General features: G+C 67.2%; 20 protein-coding genes. 8 read left to right on the plus strand and 12 right to left on the minus strand.

The features are described 5' to 3' along the window. Window positions 1–297: response regulator (locus tag GGR89_RS16435; RefSeq protein ID WP_167713009.1), on the minus strand; the 297-nt coding region annotated here is incomplete at its 3' end. Further along, a complete protein-coding gene (locus tag GGR89_RS16440; RefSeq protein WP_125977468.1) occupies window positions 294–605 on the minus strand; it encodes an STAS domain-containing protein in 312 nt (103 codons plus the stop codon). The genes GGR89_RS16435 and GGR89_RS16440, both read right to left, overlap by 4 nt. Window positions 606–903: 298 nt before the next feature. Between GGR89_RS16440 and GGR89_RS16445 the strand changes: the two genes are divergently transcribed. Next, window positions 904–2,778 carry an ABC-F family ATP-binding cassette domain-containing protein gene (locus GGR89_RS16445; protein WP_125977469.1) on the plus strand — a complete coding sequence of 625 codons (1,875 nt, stop codon included), beginning with the start codon at window positions 904–906 and terminating at the stop codon, window positions 2,776–2,778. A gap of 166 nt (window positions 2,779–2,944) precedes the next feature. Here the strand turns inward: GGR89_RS16445 and GGR89_RS16450 are convergent, their stop codons facing one another. Then, window positions 2,945–3,730 carry an SDR family NAD(P)-dependent oxidoreductase gene (locus GGR89_RS16450; protein WP_125977470.1) on the minus strand — a complete coding sequence of 262 codons (786 nt, stop codon included), beginning with the start codon at window positions 3,728–3,730 and terminating at the stop codon, window positions 2,945–2,947. 98 nt (window positions 3,731–3,828) lie between these two features. Between GGR89_RS16450 and GGR89_RS16455 the strand changes: the two genes are divergently transcribed. The 4 genes from GGR89_RS16455 (at window position 3,829) to GGR89_RS16470 (ending at window position 8,056) form a co-directional block, all read left to right on the plus strand. After that, window positions 3,829–4,716, plus strand: a complete 888-nt coding sequence (locus tag GGR89_RS16455; RefSeq protein WP_125977471.1) for a LysR family transcriptional regulator — start codon at window positions 3,829–3,831, stop codon at window positions 4,714–4,716. A gap of 77 nt (window positions 4,717–4,793) precedes the next feature. Beyond that, window positions 4,794–5,372: a 2OG-Fe(II) oxygenase gene (locus GGR89_RS16460; protein ID WP_125977472.1), complete on the plus strand. Its 579-nt coding sequence runs from the start codon at window positions 4,794–4,796 to the stop codon at window positions 5,370–5,372. A 61-nt stretch (window positions 5,373–5,433) separates the two neighbouring features. Next, window positions 5,434–7,020, plus strand: coding sequence for an MFS transporter (locus GGR89_RS16465; RefSeq protein ID WP_125977473.1), 1,587 nt, complete (start codon window positions 5,434–5,436; stop codon window positions 7,018–7,020). 10 nt (window positions 7,021–7,030) lie between these two features. After that, complete coding sequence (locus tag GGR89_RS16470) at window positions 7,031–8,056, plus strand: alanine racemase (RefSeq protein ID WP_125977474.1); 1,026 nt, start codon at window positions 7,031–7,033, stop codon at window positions 8,054–8,056. Here GGR89_RS16470 and GGR89_RS16475 read toward each other — a convergent pair whose 3' ends face one another. The 4 genes from GGR89_RS16475 to GGR89_RS16490 all read right to left on the minus strand — a co-directional run bounded on the left by GGR89_RS16475 (window position 8,057) and on the right by GGR89_RS16490 (window position 14,796). Continuing rightward, entirely contained in the window at window positions 8,057–9,040 is a 984-nt protein-coding gene (locus GGR89_RS16475; protein WP_125977475.1) for a 2OG-Fe(II) oxygenase, read from the minus strand. It lies immediately after the preceding gene. Window positions 9,041–9,121: 81 nt separating this feature from the next. After that, window positions 9,122–12,307, minus strand: a complete 3,186-nt coding sequence (locus GGR89_RS16480; protein WP_125977476.1) for a TonB-dependent receptor domain-containing protein — start codon at window positions 12,305–12,307, stop codon at window positions 9,122–9,124. A gap of 275 nt (window positions 12,308–12,582) precedes the next feature. Continuing rightward, the gene (locus GGR89_RS16485; protein WP_125977477.1) at window positions 12,583–13,758 is read right to left on the minus strand and encodes an acetyl-CoA C-acetyltransferase; all 1,176 of its coding nucleotides are present in this window, start codon (window positions 13,756–13,758) and stop codon (window positions 12,583–12,585) included. 27 nt (window positions 13,759–13,785) lie between these two features. Next, on the minus strand, window positions 13,786–14,796 hold the full coding sequence (locus tag GGR89_RS16490) for an alpha/beta fold hydrolase (RefSeq protein ID WP_125977478.1): 1,011 nt from the start codon (window positions 14,794–14,796) through the stop codon (window positions 13,786–13,788). Between the two features lie 71 nt (window positions 14,797–14,867). Here GGR89_RS16490 and phaR point away from each other — a divergent pair, with 71 nt between their 5' ends. Both phaR and GGR89_RS16500 read left to right on the plus strand, forming a co-directional pair. Then, the gene (gene phaR / locus GGR89_RS16495; protein WP_125977479.1) at window positions 14,868–15,449 is read left to right on the plus strand and encodes a polyhydroxyalkanoate synthesis repressor PhaR; all 582 of its coding nucleotides are present in this window, start codon (window positions 14,868–14,870) and stop codon (window positions 15,447–15,449) included. Window positions 15,450–15,509: 60 nt separating this feature from the next. Beyond that, entirely contained in the window at window positions 15,510–16,049 is a 540-nt protein-coding gene (locus GGR89_RS16500) for a DUF6882 domain-containing protein (protein WP_125977480.1), read from the plus strand. Window positions 16,050–16,096: 47 nt separating this feature from the next. Here GGR89_RS16500 and GGR89_RS16505 read toward each other — a convergent pair whose 3' ends face one another. Next, window positions 16,097–16,909 (minus strand): class I SAM-dependent methyltransferase, encoded by an 813-nt coding sequence (locus tag GGR89_RS16505; protein ID WP_125977481.1) that lies wholly within the window; start codon window positions 16,907–16,909, stop codon window positions 16,097–16,099. A gap of 51 nt (window positions 16,910–16,960) precedes the next feature. On the opposite strand from GGR89_RS16505, the gene GGR89_RS16510 reads away from it, so the two are divergent. Further along, window positions 16,961–17,149, plus strand: coding sequence for a hypothetical protein (locus GGR89_RS16510; RefSeq protein WP_125977482.1), 189 nt, complete (start codon window positions 16,961–16,963; stop codon window positions 17,147–17,149). Between the two features lie 38 nt (window positions 17,150–17,187). Here GGR89_RS16510 and GGR89_RS16515 read toward each other — a convergent pair whose 3' ends face one another. The 4 genes from GGR89_RS16515 to GGR89_RS16530 all read right to left on the minus strand — a co-directional run bounded on the left by GGR89_RS16515 (window position 17,188) and on the right by GGR89_RS16530 (window position 21,621). Continuing rightward, the gene (locus tag GGR89_RS16515) at window positions 17,188–18,741 is read right to left on the minus strand and encodes a TadA family conjugal transfer-associated ATPase (RefSeq protein WP_125977483.1); all 1,554 of its coding nucleotides are present in this window, start codon (window positions 18,739–18,741) and stop codon (window positions 17,188–17,190) included. Window positions 18,742–18,874: 133 nt separating this feature from the next. Next, a complete protein-coding gene (locus tag GGR89_RS16520; protein WP_121072229.1) occupies window positions 18,875–19,126 on the minus strand; it encodes an ATP synthase F1 subunit epsilon in 252 nt (83 codons plus the stop codon). A 119-nt stretch (window positions 19,127–19,245) separates the two neighbouring features. Further along, window positions 19,246–20,718 carry a F0F1 ATP synthase subunit beta gene (gene atpD, locus GGR89_RS16525; RefSeq protein WP_125977484.1) on the minus strand — a complete coding sequence of 491 codons (1,473 nt, stop codon included), beginning with the start codon at window positions 20,716–20,718 and terminating at the stop codon, window positions 19,246–19,248. 27 nt (window positions 20,719–20,745) lie between these two features. Then, entirely contained in the window at window positions 20,746–21,621 is an 876-nt protein-coding gene (locus tag GGR89_RS16530) for a F0F1 ATP synthase subunit gamma (protein ID WP_126000590.1), read from the minus strand. Window positions 21,622–21,634: the final 13 nt, after the last annotated feature.

The raw sequence follows: 21,634 nt of genomic DNA on the forward strand, positions 1-21,634 counted from the left end.
GGCGCCGGCGGCCTTGGCCTGCTGCTTCATCGCGTCATCGCTCTCGGTGGTGAGGAACAGGATCGGCGTGCCGCACTGGGCGGGATCTTTGCGCAGCTCGCGGATCATCGTCAGCCCGTCCATGTTGGGCATGTTCAAGTCGGTGATGATCAGGTCGAACGTCGCGCCCTTGGCCTTGGCCAGGCCCTCGACGCCGTCGCCGGCCTCGGTGACGCTGTAGCCCGCGCCGGTCAGCGCGATCTTGATCGCCATACGCAGGCTGGGCGAATCATCGACGGTGAGGATCGAGGCGGTCATTGGGCACGTTCTCCGTGAAACCAGAAGTCGAGATCTTGGGGGGTGGCTGCGGCGAGAAAACCGGCACGCTCCAGCAGCGCAGCAACCGCCGCAGGGGCGGGGCTGCGCAGGCGAACCTCGCGACCCGTCTCCGCCGCGGCCGTGCGCAGCGCGCAGAGGATCTGGACGAAACTAAGATCAGCATCCGTTACGCCTGCGACATCAATGTGGATCGTGCCTTCTTCTGCCAGTGCATCGATGCATTGCTGACGAAGATCGGCAGCACTGCGCATGACGGCGGAAGATGCGACGTGGAGTTCTATTTCCATTTATCCCCCGGTAAGATTTCTTAGCGCGAGCTTCATGGTCCGCACCGGCGGTCTTGGATCCAACCGCGACATGGGAATTATAGGCAGAATACCGGAGGAACGTTCTGTTCAGGGAGCAAAAAATTCGCAGGATCCGGTCGTTCCCGCGTGTTGCTGCCGCCGATCGCCCCGCCGCGACCGCACTTTTCAAAGACGCACTAGGTAGTTACACAGGGGGAACAAACCTTTGCACCGATCGCTTTTGGCGCCGCGCTATGGCTGGCCCTGACGCGCCGCATCGGCTAGGCGCTGGCCGATCATGCTCAATCTGACCGACATCACGGTGCGCCTGGGTGGCCGCACGATTATCGACGGCGCCACCGCCAAGCTGCCGCCGCGCGGGCGCATCGGCCTGATCGGCCGCAACGGCGCCGGCAAGTCGACGCTGGTGAAGGTGATCGCCAGCCAGCTCGAACCCGATGGCGGCAGCGTCGACATGCCGCGCGGCGCCAAGCTCGGCTATATCGCGCAGGAAGCCCCCGGCGGCACCGCGACGCCGTTCGAGACGGTGCTCGCCGCCGATCTCGAGCGCGCCGCGCTGCTCGAGGAAAGCGAGACCAGCCACGATCCCGATCGCATCGGCGAGATCCACGAGCGGCTGATCGCGATCGACGCGCATGCCGCGCCCTCGCGCGCCGCGCGCATCCTCGTCGGCCTCGGCTTCGACGAGGAGATGCAGCATCGCGAGCTGGAGAGCTTCTCGGGCGGCTGGCGGATGCGCGTGGCGCTCGCCAGCCTGCTCTTCTCGCAGCCCGATCTGCTGCTGCTCGACGAGCCCTCGAACCACCTCGATCTCGAGGCGGTGCTGTGGCTGGAGGACTTCCTGAAGTCGTACCCGGCCACGATCGTGCTGGTCAGCCACGAGCGCGACTTCCTCAACAATGTCGTCGATCACATCCTGCACCTGGAGCGCGGCAAGCTGACGCTCTATCCGGGCGGCTATGACGCGTTCGAGCGCCAGCGCGCCGAGCGCCAGGCCCAGCTCGCCGCCGCGCGCGCCAAGCAGCAGGCCGAGCGCGAGAAGCTGCAGGATTACATCGCCCGCAACTCGGCCCGCGCCTCCACCGCCAAGCAGGCGCAGAGCCGTCAGAAGGCGCTCGCCCGGATGCAGCCGATCGCCGAGCTGGTCGACGATCCCTCGCTCAGCTTCGACTTCCCCAATCCGGACGAGCTGCGCCCGCCGCTGATCACGCTCGACATGGCGAGCGTCGGCTATGGCGACACGCCGATCCTCCAGCGGCTCAACCTGCGCATCGATCCCGACGATCGCATCGCGCTGCTCGGCCGCAACGGCAACGGCAAGACCACGCTCGCCCGGCTGCTCGCCGCGCAGCTGACGCCGATGGACGGCGCGATCAACAGCAGCGGCAAGATGAAGGTGGGATACTTCACCCAGTATCAGGTGGAGGAGCTCGACCGCGACGACACGCCGCTGCAGCACATGACGCGCAACATGGCGGGCGCCAGCCCCGGCGCAGTGCGCGCGCAGCTCGGCCGCTTCGGCTTTTCGGGCGACAAGGCGACCACCAAGGTCGGCAAGCTTTCGGGCGGCGAGCGCGCGCGGCTTGCCCTGGCGCTGATCACCCGCGACGCGCCGCATCTGCTGATCCTCGACGAGCCGACCAACCACTTGGACGTCGATGCGCGCGAGGCGCTGATCCAGGCGCTCAACGGCTATTCGGGCACCGTGGTCGTGGTCAGCCACGATCGCCACATGCTCGAGATGACCGCCGATCGGCTGGTGCTGGTCGACCAGGGCACCGCGAAGGAGTTCGACGGCAGCCTCGATGATTATATCGCCTTCGTGCTCTCGAAGGATTCGAGCGGCAGCGGCAAGGGCGGTGCCTCCAAGGCGGATCGCAAGGAAGCCCGCCGCGCCGCCGCCGAGGCGCGCGAAAAGGGCACCGCGCTGCGCAAGGCGGCAAAGGCGGCGGAAACCGAGCTCGCCCGGCTGCAGGCGCAGCTTTCGGCGCTGGAAAAGGCGATGTTCGATCCGGCCAATGCCGATGCGGCGCTCACCAAGCTGACGATGACCGATCTGATGAAGCGCCGCGCCGAGGTGAGCGCGCAGATCGAGACCGCCGAGCTGACCTGGATGGAAGCGAGCGAGGCGCTGGAAGGGCTGGGGGGCTGATAGCCTGAAGTCCTTCCCTCCCCCTGGCGGGCAGGGCTATCGCATTTGAACCCGAAGGATATCGGTGCATCGAAAACCATCGTCATCCCGGCTTCCGCCGGGATGACGGGAGTCCTTGGCCATATGCGATTGCCCTCCCCTGGCTGGGGAGGATCTCAATCTTGCCTCACGCGATCGTGGGCACGATTCCGCCTTCGACGCGGATCGCCGCGCCATTGGTGATCGCCCCCAAGGGACTCGCGAGCAGCGCCACCTGCGCGGCGATCTCCTCGGCCTCGATCAGCCGGCGGATCAGCGACAGCGGGCGCAGCTTGGCGAAGAACGCGGCCTCGCGCTCGGCTTCCGGCGCATCCCTGTTGTCGACCACCGAGCGGATGAACTCGACGATGCCTTCCGAACGCGTCGGCCCCGGCAGCACCGCATTGACCGTCACGCCCGTGCCGCGGGTCTGCTCGGCAAGGCCGCGGGAGATGGCGAGCTGCGCCGTCTTGGTCATGCCATAGTGGATCATCTCGCTGGGGATCACGAGCCCGCTCTCGCTGGCGATGAACAGTACCCGGCCCCAATCGCGCGCCAGCATCCGCGGGAAATAATGCCGCGCCAGCCGTGCGCCGCTGACCACGTTGACCTCGAACAGATGGTGCCAGTCTTCGTCGCTGATCTCGGTGAAGGGCTTGGCTTCGTAGATGCCGAGATTGTTGACGAGGATGTCGGTGTCGGGAACCGCCGCGATCAGCGTCGCCGCGCCTTCGGCCGTCGCGGGGTCGGCGAGGACGGGGTTTACGGTGCCGAGCTTGGCGATGCGCGCGGCGGCCTCGTCGAGCTTGGCCTGGCTGCGGCCGGTGATCGTCACCGCCACGCCTTCCTGGGCGAGCCGTTCGGCGATGGCGAGGCCGATGCCGGCGGTGGAGCCGGTGACGAGGGCGGTCTTGCCGGTAAGCTGCAGGTCCATGGGAGTATCTCCTTCCAATGTCGGAACGAGAAGTAGGCGTCGCCCGCATTGCTGAGTAGATTGCCAGGCAGCATCACAGAAGTGCATCGGAATCATGGATGGACAATCGGCTTGGCGAGATGGAGATGTTCCTGGCGGTGGCGGCCGAGGGCAGCCTTGCGGGTGCCGCCAAGGCGCTGCGCATCACCCCCTCCGCCGTCAGCCGCGGCATGACCCGGCTGGAAGCGCGGCTCGGCGTCCAGCTCGCCACCCGCACCACCCGCGCGCTGGCGCTGACCCCCGAGGGCCAAGCCTATCATGCCCGCGTCGCCGGGCTGATGGCGGAGATCGACGCGATCGAGCACAGCTTCGAGCGCGACCAGGTCCCGCGCGGGCCGCTCCGGGTCAATGCCTCGGTGCCGCTGGGCATGCAGTTCCTGATCCCGATCCTGCCCGCCTATCTGCGGGCGCATCCGGGGGTGACGGTGGACCTCACACTATCCGACGCGCTGGTCGAGCTGGTCGAGGAGCGTGCCGATGTCGCGATCCGCGTGGGACCGTTGCGCGATACCGGCATCAAGGCGGCGAAGCTCGGGCGCAGTACGATGGTGGTGGTCGCGAGTCCCGACTATCTCGCGCGCTGCGGCACGCCGCGGCACCCGAACGATCTGGATGCGCACACCTGCCTGCGCTTCAACTTCCGCCGCTCGATCGACAGCTGGCCGTTCCGCATCGACGGCGCCGTGGTGCAGCGGACGATGGACGGGCCGTTCCTCGCCAATTCGGGCGAGGCGGTGCGGCTGATGGCGCTGGCGGGCGGCGGCATCGCGCGCATGGGCCGCTTCCATGTCGCTGCCGACCTTGCCGCCGGGCGGCTGGTCGAGCTGCTCGCGGCGTTCAACCCTGGGGACGGGGAGGACATCCATGCGCTGTTCGTCGGCCATGCGCGGCTGGCGCTGCGGGTGCGTTCGTTCGTCGATTTCCTCAAGGCGGAGCTGGTGCTCTGAGGCACGCCTAACCCGCTGTTAACCTTGCCCCTGTAAGCCGCAACGGCCCTGCCGGGCGTGGTGCAAGGACCGGCCAGTTGAACGACATTCGCGTACTCGACAATTTCCTCGGCGATGCGCGCCGCCAGCGCGTCTGGGACTATCTCGACCAGCCGGGCTGGGCGCACGGCGCCTATTCCTCGGGCGCGCCCGATGCGCCGCGCTATTTCTACAAGCATTTCGCCGGCTATCAGAAGAGCGCGCAGGAGGATCGCGATCCCAATGCGATCGGCAACGAGTTGCAGGCCGCCGCGCCGCTGATCGCCGAGGTGTGGGAGGCGCTGCTGCACAAGCCGCTGCGCGCCCAGCGGCTGTCGCGCTGCTATGCCAACCGCATGCCGGCGGGGGTCGGCGGCGGCGTGCATCTCGATTCGGACTGCAAGGACCACCTCACCGCGATCTATTATCCCCAGGCCGGGTGGAACGCCGACCAGGGCGGGGAGACGCTGTTCTTCAACCGCAGCGGCAGCGAAGTGGTGAAGGCGGTGGTGCCCAAGCCCGATCGGCTGGTGATCTTCCCCGGCACCATTCCGCATGCCGCACGGCCGATCTACGCCGCCGGCCCCGATGCCGTGCGGATCACCCTCATGTTCAAGACGCTGGGGCGTCGCGCCTGACAGATTGCTCCCCCGTGCGACTCCTGTAGAAGCACAGCGAGACAGGCGGGGGACATAGAGGATGGCCGACGAGGTTTGCGAACCGAGCGCCAGCGAGATGCGGATGGTGATCGGCGCGTCGTCGCTGGGCACCGTGTTCGAATGGTATGACTTCTTCATCTGGGGCACGCTGACCGCCACCGGTGTCCTCGGCCGCACCTTCTTTCCCTCGGGCAACGAGAATCTCGCGACCCTGCTCTCCTGGGCGACCTTCGCGATCGGCTTCGGCTTCCGCCCGCTCGGCGCGGTGCTGTTCGGCTATCTCGGCGACCGGATGGGGCGCAAATATACCTTCCTCGTCACCATCACGGTGATGGGGCTGGCCACCGCCGGCATCGGGCTGATCCCCGGCTATCGCGAGATCGGGGCGACCGCGCCGATCGTCATCCTGGTGCTGCGCATCGCGCAGGGGCTGGCGCTGGGCGGCGAATATGGCGGCGCGGCGATCTTCGTCGCCGAGCATTCGCCCGAGGGGAAGGCGGGCCATTACACCAGCTTCATCCAGGCGAGCGTGGTGGGCGGGTTCATCCTCAGCCTCGCGGTGGTGCTGCTGTTCCGCTTCGCCGCTTCCGGCGTGTGGGAAAGCTGGGGCTGGCGGCTGCCCTTCCTCTTCTCGCTGCTGCTGCTCGTCATCTCGCTGTGGATGCGCGTGCGCCTCTCCGAAAGCCCGGTGTTCCGCGCGATGAAGGAAGCGGGCGAGACCGCGCGCAACCCATTCGTCGAGAGCTTCACCTATCCGGGCAACAAGAAGCGGCTGCTCGTCGCCTTGTTCGGCATTGCCGGCGGGCTGACCGTGGTGTGGTACACCGCGATGTTCTCGGTGCTCGCCTTCCTCTCGGGCCCGATGCGGCTCGACCAGACCGCGGCGCAGCTGATCACCGGCGCGGGCGCGGTGATCGGCGTGGGCTTCTTCATATGGTTCGGCAAGCTGTCGGACCGGGTCGGCCGCAAGCCGCCGATCGTGATCGGCTATGCGCTGACCCTGGTGCTGCTCTTCCCCTGTTTCTACGTGATCGGCAGCGCCGCGAACCCCGGCCTCGCCAAGGCATCGAAGCGGGAGCCGGTGATCGTCGCCGGGCCGCGCTGCGCCTATGACCCCTTCGCTACCACCCAGGCCGACGAATGCTGGCGGATGCTCGACCATCTCTCGCGGCTGGGGGTCAGCTACAAGACCGCCGAGGCGCCCACCGTGGTCGTCACCATCGGCGGCCAGGTCGTCGAGAGCAACGACCCCAAGGCGGTGAAGGCCGCGCTCGAATATGCCGGCTATCGCTTCGATCGCATCGTGCCCGAGCCGATCGACATCGCGATGATCCTGGTGGCGATGACGGTGCTGATGGCGCTGTGCGGCGCCACCTATGGTCCGGTCGCGGCGCTGCTGAGCGAGATGTTCCCCAGCCGCATCCGCTATTCGTCGATGTCGATCCCCTATCATATCGGCACCGGCTATTTCGGCGGCTTCCTGCCCTTCATCAGCCATTACATCGTCGCGCGCACCGGCAACCCCTATGCCGGGCTGTGGTATACCTTCGCGGTGGTGGCGATGGCGCTGGTGGTGACCGCGTTCGGGCTGCGCGAGACGGTGGCGCTTCGCGCGGCGCGGCGCTAACCGACGGGGGATGACCGACTCCCCCCTCCGCCTCCGCCTCGATGCTGCCGCCCTCACCGCCAACTGGACGCTGCTGTCGCACCTGAGCGGTGCGGCGGCGTGCGGCGCGGCGGTGAAGGCGAACGGCTATGGGCTGGGCGCACGCGGCGTGGTCGCGCGGCTGGCGGCGGCGGGCTGCCGCGACGTCTTCGTCGCCACCTGGGCCGAGGCGCGGGACGTCGCCGGTCTGGGCGTATCGATTTCGGTGCTGCACGGCGTGCGCGCCGAGGACCTGGCCGAGCGCCCGGCCAACGCGCGGCCGGTGCTGGCGAGCGTCGAGCAGGTCCGGCGCTGGCGCGACGCGGGCGGGGGCGCGTGCGACGTGATGGTCGATACCGGCATGAACCGGCTGGGCGTGTCCCCGCAGCACGTGGCGGACGGGCTGCTCGACGGGCTGACGATCGACACGCTGATGAGCCACCTCGTCTCCGCCGACGAGGACGTGCCGCTCAACGCCCGCCAGCGCGACAGCTTCGCTGCGCTCGCCGGGCGGACGTCAGCACGACGGATGAGCCTCGCCAACAGCGCGGGCATCGCCTTGGGACCGGACTATCATTTCGATCTCACCCGCCCCGGCATCGCGCTCTATGGCGGCCGCCAGCGGCAGGCGCATGCCGGCATCCGCCAGGTGGTCACGCCCGAGGCGCAGATCCTCCAGCGCCGGCGGGTGCCGGCCGGCGAGACGATCGGCTACAACGCCACCTACACCGCGCCGCACGACATGGAAGTCGCGATCCTCAACCTCGGCTATGCCGACGGCTATCTGCGCTGCTTCTCGAACAAGGGGGGCGCGCACGCTGGAGACGCTGTGTTGCCGGTGGTCGGCCGCGTCTCGATGGACCTGACCGCGCTCTGCGTCGATGCCGCGCCCGATCTCGCCGAAGGCGACTGGGTGGCGATGGACTATGCCCTGCCGCAGACCGCGGCGCTGAGCGGATTGTCGCAATATGAGCTGCTCACCGGGCTCGGCGCGCGGTTCGATCGGGTCTGGGCCTGATCAGCCCGCGGCGAGCGTCCAGGGATCGACCGGCGCCTGCCGGATCCAGCGCGTCGCGATCCATTTCGCCCCGGCTCGGACCGGCTCGCCGCTGTGCACCAGCTGCGGATCGGGTGACCCATCCGGCAGCAGCGTCTCGAACAGGATGGCATCGCCCGCACGCGGCTGGACGGTGACACCGATCGCCGGGAAGCTTGTCTCGCCGCCGGCAAAGCCCTGGTTGAGATAGAGGATCAGCGTCGCCATCCGCTGGTTGGCGGCCCCGGCGATCGTATCGAGGTGGCGGCGATATTGCTGGCCGGGCGCATAGCGCAGCACGGTCAGCGGCTCGCCGTTCTGCACGTCGGTGCCGGTTGCCGCCGCGATACGCAGGTTGATGGCGCGCACGACCAGATCCTCGCGCGTCGGCCCGATCGCGCCGCCGTCCGAGGTGCGGATCGGGTGCGGCATGGGCCGCCCGCTGCGCGGATCGAGCACGAAGGAAGGCTCGAGCAGCGGCTGCGCCGTCGTGGCGAGGTGGGCGCATTCCTCGGGGGTGAGCAGCCTTGGGAAGCGCTGCAGCCGGGGCGCGTCGTGGAGTATTTCGCCGACGGGTGTGGCCAGCGGGGTACCGTCGGGCCGGAGCGCCATGTTCGCGAGCAATGCCCGCTGTGCCGCCGCGACCGGATCGTTTTGCGCGGCGATGTCGAGCGCCCGCAGCGCGCGCGGCCAATCGGGCGCAGTCTGGCCGCCATTGCCGTTGGCGAGCAGCGCGATTTCCATCAGCGCACCGTCGACATGGCCGATCGCCACCGCCTTGGCGAGGCAGGTGCGCGCGCGATCGAGGTCGCGCGGAACGGGTGCGCCGATCAGGTACCAGACGGCCAGTTGCATCCAGGCCTCGGCGCTGCCCTGCGCACCGGCATCGGCGAGGAGCGCGCAGGCCTGCTCGGTCTTGCCGGCACTGGCGAGGGACAAGGCGAGGTCGATTGGGTTGCGGTGCATGGCTGCTTCTAGCCCGGCGGGGCGGCCAAAAAAAAGGCCGGAAGGATTGCTCCTTCCGGCCCGATGCTGCGGTTTCCGCGATCAGAAGTTGGCGCGGAAGCCCATGTAGAAGAAGCGACCACGGTTGTCGTAGAGGCCCGAGCCCGTGCCCACGCCGGTGAGGCCGTAGGGCGGGTTCTTGTCCGCAACGTTGTTCACGCCGCCATAGAGGTTGAAGCTCTTGTTCACCTCGAGCGCAAAGCGGACGTCGTTGTAGACGACCGAAGGATACATGCGGATGTCCGCATAGTCCGGGTTCTGCGGCGGCTCGCCGTTGACGCTGTTATAGTCCTCGAACGTGTTCAGGTACATGCCGCTGATGTAGCGCAGCGTGTGGCCAATCGTGAACTTGCCGAACGTCACATCGGTGTCGACGGTGAAGCGGTCCTGCGGATCGTTCAACTCGCCGGTGATGACGTTCGCGTAGTTCGGACGCGACGGATCGGTGAAGTTGTCGCGCTGGATCACATGGGTCCACTCGCCCCGCATCCGCACCAGGCCCCAGTCGAACCGGTGGTTGTAGGTGACGTTCGCGTCGATGCCGCGCGCCTTGTAGCGGGCATAGTTCTGGGGCGCGTCCTGATACGAACCCTCGATGATGCGGAACGGCTGCTCGCCGTTCGGACCACCATTGGCACCCGCACGCTGGAAGAGACCGCAGAACTGGTTGTTCAGCGACGGCGCGTCATAACAGGCGTTCAGTGCGGCCTGCACCGACGGCGACGTGATCACGTTCTTGACCGTGATGTCGTAATAGTCGCCCGAGATCGACAGACCCGGCACCCAGTGCGGCTCGAAGATGCCGCCCAGCGTCCAGGAACGCGAGCTTTCTTCCTTCAGGTTCGGATTGCCGCCGCTGAGAATCTGTAGCGACGAGGTGTAGACATAGTCGTACGAGGCCGGGATGCCAGCCGCAGCGCAGTTCGCCTTGCGGTTGGCCGACCCGGTGTTGATGTTGCGCAGCGAGCAGGGATCCGCCGGGGCGGGGGTGAAGTTCTGCCCCGCGACCGCGTAAAGATCGCCCACATACGGCGCACGCACCGCACGCGAATAGCTGCCGCGGAAGCCGAAATCGCGCACCGGGCGCCAGATCGCGTCGCCGCTATAGGTGAACACGGTGCCGGTCGCGCCACGATAGTCCGAGACACGGCCCGAACCGCTCGCGGTCAGTTCCTGGAAGAACGGCACGTCCTTGAGGATCGGGATCGAGATTTCGCCGAAGGCTTCCTTCACTTCGAACGCCGGCGAACGGAAGGACGGGATCGCGTTGTAGAACGCGTAGCCGGCCTGGGTCAGCGGATCGAGGTCGTAGCGCAGCGTCTCGCGACGATATTCGCCGCCGACCGCAAGGCTCACCGCGCCGCCGGGCAGTTCGAACAGGTTGCCGGCGACGTAGCCGTTGGCGACGAACTGCGTCGCGCTGCCGGTGGCGGTGGTGTTCATCAGCAGATAGTTGCGCGCTGCGCTGCTCACCGAGCCTTCGCCGAACGGATTGAGCGGCACGCAGGCCGCGACGTCCGCCGCGAGGACCGCCGGGTTGCCGGCGCGATCACTGCCGGCATAGGCCGGGGTGACCTGCGAACGGCAGACGATGTTGCCATTGGCATCGCGGGTCGTGTCGTTCGCGAGCAGGAAGCGCTGGCGATTGACGTTGCCCTGGATGACGTTGGTTTCGCGATGCTCGCTGTATTCGGCCGACACTTCATAGTGCCAGCTGCTGGCGATCTCGCCGCGGACGCCGCCGACGAAGCGGTACACCTCGCGCTTGATGTTCTCGTCGCGCGTACCGAGATCGACCCAGTTGCGACGCAGCGAGAAGCGATAGGTGCCCGCCGCGACCTGCGCCAGCGACGCCGCCTGCTGCGCAGCGTTGATCGCAGCGCCGGTGTTCGGATTGACGCCCGTTGCGATCGCTGCCTGCAGCTGTGCGGCGATCGTGCTCCGCGCGGCACTGTTGAGGTACGGGTTGTCGAGGCGGATGCCTTCGCGGTTCACGCGACCGTTGCTGAAATAGGACAGGTCGCTGAGGCCGGTGCCCGCGACCTGATCGCTGAGCGTCTGGCCCTGCGAGAAGAACGGTCCGCTCTGCGAACCGAAGGCTTCGGTGCGGACATACTTCGCTTCGAAGAACGGCACGAACGCGCTCGACACTTCGAAATGGCCCAGCGCATTGAACGCGTAGCGCTTCACGTTGGGCGACAACACCAGCAGCTTGCCTTCGCGGCTGGTCGAGCCGTTGCCGCCGACGAAGCTGCCGTTCGGGCCGAGGCCGACGCGCAGGCCGGTCTGCGGCGTGAGGGTACCGCCCGGCTGGAACAGATAGGCGCAGGTGAAGGCATTGCCGACCGCGTCGGTGCCGCACGGGCGGCTGCCGGCGTTGCCGTAGCGGAAGCCCAGCTGGCCGCCCAGCGAGATGGTGGTGCTGCGCAGATCACGGAAGAAGAGGCGATCCGGCACGTCGTCGGACGAGGCGCCAGTGTCGGTGTCGACCACGACGAACCCGTCGTTGTGGCGCAGCGCCGGACGGTCGGAAGCATAGTAATCCGACTGGTGCGAATATTCCGCAGCGACGACGATGTTGCCGCGGCCCTCGGCGAAGTTCTTGCCCGCCAGCAGCGAAACGGTCTGGTTGCCGGCATCGCCATAGTTGCTCACGCCGGCGCGGGCATTGAGCTGGAGACCGTCGAAATGATCCCGCAGGATGAAGTTGACGACGCCCGAGATCGCGTCCGAACCGTACACGGCGGACTTGCCGCCGGTGACGATCTCGACGCGCTCGATCAGGTCGAGCGGAATCGTGTTCACGTCGACGGCGTTGCCGTTGTTGATGATGTCGCTGGTGACCTGGCGACGGCCGTTGATCAGCGTCAGCGTGCGCGAGGTGCCCAGGCCGCGAAGATCGAGGAAGTTCTGGCCGCGGCGGCCGAGGCCCGAAGTCGAGTTCTGCGAACCGACGGTGCTGCGCAGCTGCGGCATCGTGTTGAGCACGTCGCCCACCGAGATGCGGCCGCTGTTGGCGATCTGCTCGGCGGTAACCGTGGTGATCGGAACCGGCGAATCCTGATTGGCCGAGCGCAGGCGCGAACCGGTCACGACGATCGACGTGTCTTCGTCGGCAGCGGCTGCACCGCTTTCATCCTGCGGCGTGGTCTGCGCCAGTGCCATGGTCGGGATCAGCATTGCGCTTCCGACCAGCGCCGTCGCGCCCAATAGCTTGGAAAATTTCATGAGTTGCCCCTCACAGGCGGGATGCCTGACGGGGCTTTGATCCTCTCCGGCACGATTCTTACAAGGGGTTTGGTTGCGAATTTTACATCTTTGTTACGGGCTGTTGCAGTGGTGCCACAGCTTGCAACGAATTGTTGCCAAAATGTCTAAAGGGGACGTAATTAAATTTCAAACACTTGCTTAAGAAATGGCGCACGTGTCGCCCGGCCGTGCCGCAACGAAAACAGCCGGGGCTTTCGCCCCGGCTCCATGCTGCTCGGTGCGGCGCTGAAGGCTCAATCGCGCTCGACGCACATCGCGATGCCCATGCCGCCGCCGATGCACAGCGTCGCCAGGCCCTTCTTGGCGTCACGCTTGTTCATCTCGTGGAGCAGGGTGGTGAGGATGCGCGCGCCCGAGGCGCCGATCGGGTGGCCGATCGCGATCGCGCCGCCGTTGACGTTCACCTTGTCCGCATCCCAGCCCAGCTCCTTGCCGACCGACAGCGCCTGTGCGGCGAACGCCTCGTTGGCTTCGATCAGGTCGAGGTCGGCGATCGTCCAGCCGGCCTTTTCCAGCGCCTTGCGGCTCGCGGTGACCGGGCCGATGCCCATGATCGACGGGTCGACGCCGGTGCTCGCCCAGCTGCGGATGGTGGCGAGGATCGGCGCGCCGCGCTTCTCGGCTTCCTCGCGGCGCATCAGCACCAGCGCCGCGGCGCCGTCGTTGAGGCCCGAGGCGTTGGCGGCGGTGACGGTGCCGTCCTTCTTGAACGCGGGCTTGAGGCCGGCGACGCTGTCCACCGTCGCGCCGGCGCGGATATATTCGTCGTCGGCGACGATCGTCTCGCCCTTGCGGGTCTTGACGGTGACCGGCGCGATCTCGTCCTTGAAGCGGCCGTCTGCACGCGCCTTCTCGGCGAGGTTCTGCGAGCGCACCGCGAAGGCGTCCTGCTCGCTACGGGTGACCTGGTACTGTTCGGCGAGATTCTCGGCGGTGATGCCCATGTGATAGCCGTTGAACACGTCGGTCAGGCCGTCCTTGATCATCGTGTCGACTAGGCTCAGGTCGCCCATCTTGGTGCCCGGGCGCAGCGACTGGGCGTGGGTGCTCATCGACATCGATTCCTGGCCGCCCGCGACAATGATGTCGGCGTCGCCGTTGCGGATCGACTGGAAGCCGAGCGCCACCGCGCGCAGGCCCGAACCGCAGACCTGCTGCACGCTCCACGCCGGCACTTCCTTGGGCACGCCCGCGTGCATCGATGCCTGGCGGGCGGGGTTCTGGCCCTGCGCGGCGGTGAGCACCTGGCCGAGAATGACTTCGGAGACTTCCTCGCCCGTCACGCCCGATTCGGCGAGGGCGGCCTCGATGGCGACGCGGCCAAGCTCGTGCGCGGGGGTGGCGGCGAAGGCACCGAGAAAGCTGCCCACCGGGGTACGCTTGGCGGCAGTGATCACGACGTCGGTCATGCTGGTCTCCTGGGGTGTGTTTGCTCGCTATCTAGTGCGGGGAAGCGCGGTTAACCAGTCGGCAAGCGGCGCCCACACCGCCTTTCGCGCGCGGCCGCCGACGATCATGCCGACATGGCCGAGCGTCATCTCGCGCACCTCGCCCAGCCGCGCGGCGCTGGCGGCGGGAACGATGCGATCGGTGGTGGAGATCAGCGAGAGGGCGGGGACGGTCAGCGTCTCGGGCCGCGCGGTGATGCCCGCGACCTCCCAGCGGCCGCTGCCGGGCAGGTCGGCCGAGAGGAAGTCGTCGAACAGCTGGCGACCGGCGCCGAAGCTGAGCGGCGCGCCGGCATTGGCCCAATCCTCGAGCACGACGAAGGCGCGCGCTTCCGGGTCGCGCGGGCGGAGGCGGCCGAAGCGCTCGTACTTCACGATCGTGCGGCGGGGGTCGAGCTGCCAGAAGCCGGCCTGCAGTACCTCCATCGGCACCACGCCCAGCCGCTCGCAGGTGGGATAGGCCCCGTCCCAGAGCGCCGCGAACCGCTCCAGTGCCGCGCCATAGCCGGCGAAGTGCCAGGGCGCGGCGATGGTGACGAGGCCGGCGGTCTCGATCGCCTGCGCCGCCGCGATCGCCATGGTGCCGCCCAGGCAATAGCCCGCCAGCACCGGCGGGCGCCGCAACTGCTGCAGCAGGGGGAGCAGCAAGCGCTCGACATGGCCGTTGACGTCGAGCTGGGCTTCGTCCGGCGCCGGGCTCCCCCAATCGACCAGCAGCGGGCGCACGCCCTGGCGCGAAAGCCAGCGCAGCAGCGAATTGCCGCGGGCGAGATCGAGCACCACCGGCGGGTTGATCAGCGAGGGGACGAACACGACGGGCTGCCCATGCCCGCCATAATCGCGCAGCACGGCGCGGCCGGCGCGCGCAATGATGGGCTTTTCGGGGCGCGGCGCGGGGCGCGGGGCACGCTGATAGGCGGCAAGACCTGCCAGTGCGGCTGCCCGCCTTTCCGGCGATGCTGCCGTTTCGTTGCGCAGCAATGCGAGAAAAAGCGGCAAAGGGCGCGGTCCGTGTTGCGGCGCGTCAGAAACTGTAGTTAGGTGCGCATCTGTCACGCGCGGGGTTCCCCATGAAGAAAGCTGCACCTGGAAGCGGTCCGGTCATTATCAAGAAATACGCGAACCGCCGGCTCTACAATACCGAGACTTCGTCCTACATCACGCTCGAGCATCTCGCAGCGATGACGCGCGAAGGCCGCGACTTCAAGGTCGTCGACGCCAAGACCGAGGAGGACATCACCCATAACGTCCTCACCCAGATCATCATGGAAGAGGAAGCCCGCGGCCAGACGATGCTGCCGGTGAACTTCCTGCGCCAGCTCATTTCGCTGTATGGCGATTCGATGCAGGCGATGGTGCCGGGCTATCTGGAAGCGTCGATGGACAGCTTCCGCCGCAACCAGGAACAGTTCAAGTCGGCGGTCGAGGGCGCCTTCGCCAACTCCCCCTTCGCCGAGATCGCCAAGCGCAACATGGCGATGTTCGAAGCGGCGGCGAGCGCGTTCCAGCCGGGCGGCGCAGCGAATCCGACGCCCGGTGCTGCGCCTGCCGCAGCGCCGGCTGCGCCCGAGGCGAGCAGCGACGGCGACGTGTCGTCGCTCAAGGCCGAGCTGGCCCGGCTGCAGGAAAAGATCGAGAAGCTGGGGAAGTAAGGGCAGCGCGGGCGTGGTGCCACGCGCGGTCCCGCCCATCAAAATCGGGAGTAGCGATGCATGACGCTATGGCTCGGTGCGCTGGTAACGCTGCTGTTGGGGGCGCCGGTCGTGCCGGATGACCCACGGGAGCGGGTGCATCAAGCCAAGGAACTGGTTTTTGCCAGAGCCAATGCTGAAATCGCGTTGAAGACCGAAGTCTTCCAGCACATGGTGGGTCGAGAGGCGTTCGACTGGAGCGTCGACCTCGACGAAGGGTTCATTCGCTTCACTGCCCCAAGTTATGTCGCCAGCGCGCCGGTTCAGGTCATCGGCACCTACAACACGCGCGACGGCACCTTCCTGTGGGCGTGGGACCATCCCTCGATACCGGAAAGCCGGCGCGCCGATGCGAAGCTGGCGCGGCAGTTCGGCGAACTGCAGAATCTTTCGCAATACACCACACGCAAGGTGTCGTGCACCGAAGGAGAGGCGTGGCAGTTTACCGCGGTGGCCTCGTACCTGGCAGGCGCAACGGGTACGTATCGCGGAAAGTCGGGGCCCACGCTGATCTACATGACCTTCGGGAAACTCACGGTCAGCCCGAAAAAACCTTCTTAGGCATGCCGCTACGCCATCCGCCGTTGCGGATGGCGTAGCGTGCAGCATCAGGGCTTGCGGAACTTGAGCGTCATGCGGTCGCTTTCGCCGATCGCGGCGTATTTGGCCCGGTCCTGGTCCTTCAGCGCATAGCTGGGCGGCAGCGTCCACACGCCGTTCGGCCAGTCGGCGGTATCGGCCTTGTTGGCATTCACTTCTGACGCGCCGACGAACTTGAAGCCCGCCGCCTCGGCGAGTCGGCGCACGGTCGAGACCTTGATATAGCCGCTCTTGGTCTCGCGCTCGTCGCTGGCGCTCTCGGGCAGGCGATGGTCCTCGATGCCGAGCGTGCCGCCCTTCTTGAGCATCGCGTACATCTGCTTGAACGCCTCGGGCGAATAATCCTGGCCGCCCTGCTGATAGCCCATCCGCCAGTTATGGACGTTGCGGAAGGTGAGGACCACGTCCGCCGTGCCGTCCGGCACCTTGGCCTGGCCCGCGGCGGCGGGGAAGCTCACCACGCGAATCGGGCCGTACAGCGCGGCGTCCTTCGCCTTCAGCGCCTCGACGCCCTTGGCGTTGCCGCTCGGCACCGCCGCATAGAGCGTGCCCTTGCCCTTGGTGAGCGGGGCGAGGATCTCGGTATACCAGCCGCCGCTCGGCCAGATCTCCACGACCGTGTCGCCGGGCTTCACGCCGAAAAAGGCGAGCGTTTCGGCGGGGTGGCGATATTTGTCGCGCGCGCTATTGGCGGGGGTGCGGCTGGGCGCCGCGACCGCGGCGTCGATCGCCTGGCGCAGCGACGCGGGTTGCTGCGCAGCAACGCTGGCGACGGCGGCGAGGGTGGTGATGGCGGCGACGGCTACAAGACGATGGCGCATACGCGATGGCTCCCTGCTATCGATGTGCGACTGTGACGCAACAAGGTGACGATGCAACTACAATTCTGGATCGCTGCGGGGGTTGCGTTGCTGATCGCGATTGTCGCCGGGGTGGCCGAGCATCGCCGCCGCACGCGGCGCAACCTCGAGCAGGTCGGCTGGGTGCCGTGGATGGCGATCCAGATGGCCGGACTGTTCGCCGCGCTGGTGCTGGTCAGCGTCGCCTTGCACGCGGGGTGAGGCTTCTGTCTCCCCTCCCGCAAGCGGGAGGGGGATTTTCAGAGGCACGCCTCGAGCAGCGCTTGGTCGAAGCCGAACTGCTTGGCCTTGTCGAGCGTATAGGGGCGCAGGCCCATCGAGCGATACTCGCCGATGATCTTCCCGTCGGTGCCCTCGTCGAGATATTCGAACTTGAACAGCTCCTGGGTGACGATCACCGGGCCTTCCATGCCGATCACTTCGGTGACGTTGGTCACCCGGCGGCTGCCGTCGCGCAGGCGCTTCACCTGGATGATCAGGTCGACCGAATCGGCGATCTGGCGGCTGATCGCTTCCTTGGGTACCTTGATGTCCGACATCATCACCATGTTCTCCATCCGCGCCAGCGCCTCGCGCGGGCTGTTCGAGTGGAGGGTGCACATCGAGCCGTCGTGACCGGTGTTCATCGCGGCGAGCATGTCGAAACACTCGGCGCCGCGGATTTCGCCGAGAATGATGCGATCGGGGCGCATGCGCAGCGCGTTCTTGACGAGGTCGCGAATCGAGATCTCGCCCTGGCCTTCCAGGTTCGCCGGCCGAGTCTCCAGCGGCAGCCAGTGCGGCTGCTGCAGGCGGAGTTCGGCGGCGTCCTCGATCGTCAGCACGCGCTCGCCGGGGTCGATCATCTTCGAGATCGCGTTGAGCATCGTCGTCTTGCCCGAGCCGGTGCCGCCCGAGATGACGATGTTGAACCGGCTGGCCCCCGCAATCTTGAGCGCGGTCGCCATCTTCTCGGACATCGATCCGCCCTTGGCCATCATGTCGAGCGTGATCGGCTTGGCGGAAAACTTACGGATCGAGATCGCGGTACCGCGCAAGCTGAGCGGGGGCACGATCACGTTGACGCGGCTGCCGTCCTTGAGGCGCGCGTCGGCGAGCGGGGTGGTCTGGTCGACGCGGCGGCCGACCGAATTGCAGATCCGCTGGGCGATCTGGAACAGATGCTCCTCGTCGCGGAACTGGATGTTGGCCAGCTCCAGCTTGCCCTTGCGCTCGACATAGGTCTGCTCGGGGCCGTTGACCATGATGTCGGTGACGGCGGCGTCGGCGAGCAGCTCTTCCAGCGGGCCCAGGCCGAGCAGCTCGTCGACCAGCACCTTTTCCAGCGCGAACTGCTCGCGCCGGTTGAGGGTCAGCTTGAGCTCGGCGAGCACCTCCCCGATGATCGGGCGGAATTCCTCGGCGAGTTCGTCCTTGCTCAGCGTCGCCGCCGCCTCGGGATCGACGCGCTCGAGCAGGCGCGGCAGCACCTGTTCCTTGATGCGGTGGATCGAGGCCTCGAAGCCCTCGTTGCGCGAGCTGCCCTGGTCGGCGGGCGCGGCCTGGCGATCGGCGAGCCGCTGCATCGCGTCGGCGCTGGCGGCGCTGGGGCCGAGCGGGTCGCGCTCGAGCATCGGGTCGGCGAAGTGCTGGCCGGGCAGGGGGACCGAATCGAGCGGGGGGAACTGCTCGCCGCCGAGCGGCAGCGGCTCGGGGCGCTGGAAGCCGCCGCCCTGCATCGGCCGCGCGACGCCAAAGGTCGGACGTCCGCCGGTTCCCCCCCCAATGCCGCCACGACGCCCGAACGCGCTCATCGAACTTCAGTCCTCCAGAAGACACGGGGACTAAAGGAGAAGCCTTGCGATTTGGCTAACTATGCGCGGCGCCCCAAACGCAAACAGCCCCGCTCGCGCGGGGCTGTTGCAGGCCGGCGACTGGGTGCCGGGCTTATTCGGCGCGTTCGGCGAGAACGGTCAGGCCGCGCTCGTTGACCTCGGCGAAACCGCCTTCGACGCGGATCAGTTCGGGCGTGGTCGCGCCGGGCTTGTAGAGCTCGATATTGCCGTCGCGGATCGTCGACATGATCGGCGCGTGGCCTTCGAGCACGCCGAAATCGCCCTCGCTGCCGGGGACGACGACCATATGGACCTCTTCCGAGCGGACGAGACGTTCCGGGGTGACGAGTTCGAAGTGCAGCATGTTCTTACCTTACTCCCTATCCCCATCGGGGAGAGGGTGGGGGAGAGGGGGAGAGCGATGCACCTCGTTACAGGCCCCTCTCCCCAACCCTCTCCCCGATGGGGAGAGGGAGATTGTCGTTACGCCTCGTCGGCGAGCTTCTTGGCCTTGGCGATCGCGTCGTCGATGCCGCCGACCATGTAGAAGGCCGCTTCCGGCAGATGGTCATATTCGCCGTCGACCACCGCCTTGAACGAACGCACCGTGTCTTCCAGCTGCACGAAGGCGCCCGGAATGCCGGTGAACACTTCGGCGACGTGGAACGGCTGCGAAAGGAAGCGCTGGATCTTGCGGGCGCGGGCGACGGTCAGCTTATCCTCTTCGGAAAGCTCGTCCATGCCCAGGATCGCGATGATGTCCTGCAGCGACTTGTACTTCTGCAGGATCGCCTGCACCGCACGTGCCGTCTCGTAATGCTCCTGGCCGACGACGCGCGGCTCGAGCACGCGGCTGGTCGAGTCGAGCGGATCCACCGCCGGGTAGATGCCCAGTTCGGAGATGGCGCGGTTGAGCACGGTCGTCGCGTCGAGGTGGGCGAACGACGTGGCCGGTGCCGGGTCGGTAAGATCGTCGGCGGGCACGTACACGGCCTGCACCGAGGTGATCGAACCCTTGGTGGTGGAGGTGATGCGCTCCTGCAGCGCGCCCATGTCGGTCGACAGGGTCGGCTGATAGCCCACCGCCGAGGGAATACGGCCGAGCAGTGCCGACACTTCCGCGCCCGCCTGGGTGAAGCGGAAGATGTTGTCGACGAAGAACAGCACGTCCTGGCCTTCGACGTCGCGGAAATATTCGGCGATCGTCAGGCCCGACAGCGCGACGCGGGCGCGGGCGCCCGGCGGCTCGTTCATCTGGCCGTAAACCAGCGCGACCTTCGAACCTTCCGAGATCGCGTTGCCGTCGGCGTCCTTGGCGATGACGCCGGCGTCGAGGAACTCGTGATAGAGATCGTTGCCCTCACGGGTACGCTCGCCCACGCCTGCGAACACCGAGGTGCCGCCATGGCCCTTCGCGATGTTGTTGATCAGCTCCTGGATGAGCACGGTCTTGCCCACGCCGGCGCCGCCGAACAGGCCGATCTTGCCGCCCTTGGCGTAGGGCGCGAGCAGGTCGATCACCTTGATGCCGGTGACGAGAATCGCGCTGTCGGTCGACTGCTCGATGAACTCGGGGGCCTTGGCGTGGATCGGCGCCTTGAGGTCGGTGGCAACCGGGCCGCGCTCGTCGATCGGCTCGCCGACGACGTTGAGGATGCGGCCGAGCGTCGCCGGGCCGACGGGCACCTGGATCTGGTTGCCGGTGTCGGTCACGGTCTGGCCGCGGGTCAGGCCTTCGGTCGCGTCCATCGCGATCGTGCGGACGGTGTTCTCGCCCAGATGCTGCGCGACTTCGAGAACCAGGCGGTTGCCGTTGTTCTGGGTCTCCAGCGCCGAAAGGATCGCCGGCAGGTTGTTCTCGAACGTCACGTCGACGACCGCGCCGATCACCTGGCTGATGCGGCCGACATTGTTGGTGCCCGTGGTCGGGGTGGTGTCTACAGCGGCGGTTGCCATTGTTGCTTTCCTTGCTTCGTGCAGCTTTTAGAGCGCTTCGGCGCCCGAAATGATTTCCACCAGCTCGGTCGTGATCGCGGCCTGGCGGGAACGGTTATACTGGATCGTCAGACGGTTGATCAGGTCGCCGGCGTTGCGCGTGGCGTTGTCCATCGCGGTCATCGACGCACCCTGCTCGCTGGCCTGGTTCTCCAGCAGCGCCTTGAAGATCTGCACCGTCAGGTTGCGCGGCAGCAGATCGGCGAGGATCGTCTCTTCGTCGGGCTCATACTCGACCGACGCACCCGCGCTCGCCACCGTCGTCTCCGGCACCGAGACCGGGATCAGCTGCTGCTCGGTCGGCACCTGGGCCAGCGCCGAGCGGAAGTGCGAGTAGAACAGGGTCGCCACGTCGAACTCGCCCGCGAAGAAGCGGTCGGTCACGTCCTTGGCGATCGCACGCGCCTCGTCGTACCCGGGGGTCCGCACGGCGGTCGTGTCGAACTGGCCGACGATCATGCCGGGGAAGGTACGGGCGATCACCGCGCGACCCTTGCGGCCGACGAGGTAGAACTTCACCGTCTTGCCCTCGGCGATCAGCGTGCGCGCCTTGAGGATCGCCGCCTTGACGATGTTGGCGTTGAACGCGCCCGACAGGCCCTTGTCGCCATTGGCGACGATGAGCAGCTGCGTGTCCGCCTTGCCGGTGCTGGCGAGGAGACGCGGCGCATTGTCGCTGGCCCCCACCTTGCTGGCGAGGCTGGCGACCACGCCCTCAAGGCGCTGGGCATAGGGGCGCGCGGCTTCTGCGGCGGCTTGCGCCTTCCGCAGCTTTGCCGCCGCGACCATCTGCTTGGCCTTGGTGATCTTCTGGGTCGACTTGACCGAGGCGATCCGGCCCTTGAGTTCCTTGAGGTTGGCCATCCGGCGGCAGTCC

It is taken from the genome of Sphingomonas trueperi, from assembly GCF_011927635.1.
GTDB classification, from domain to species: Bacteria; Pseudomonadota; Alphaproteobacteria; order Sphingomonadales; family Sphingomonadaceae; genus Sphingomonas; species Sphingomonas trueperi.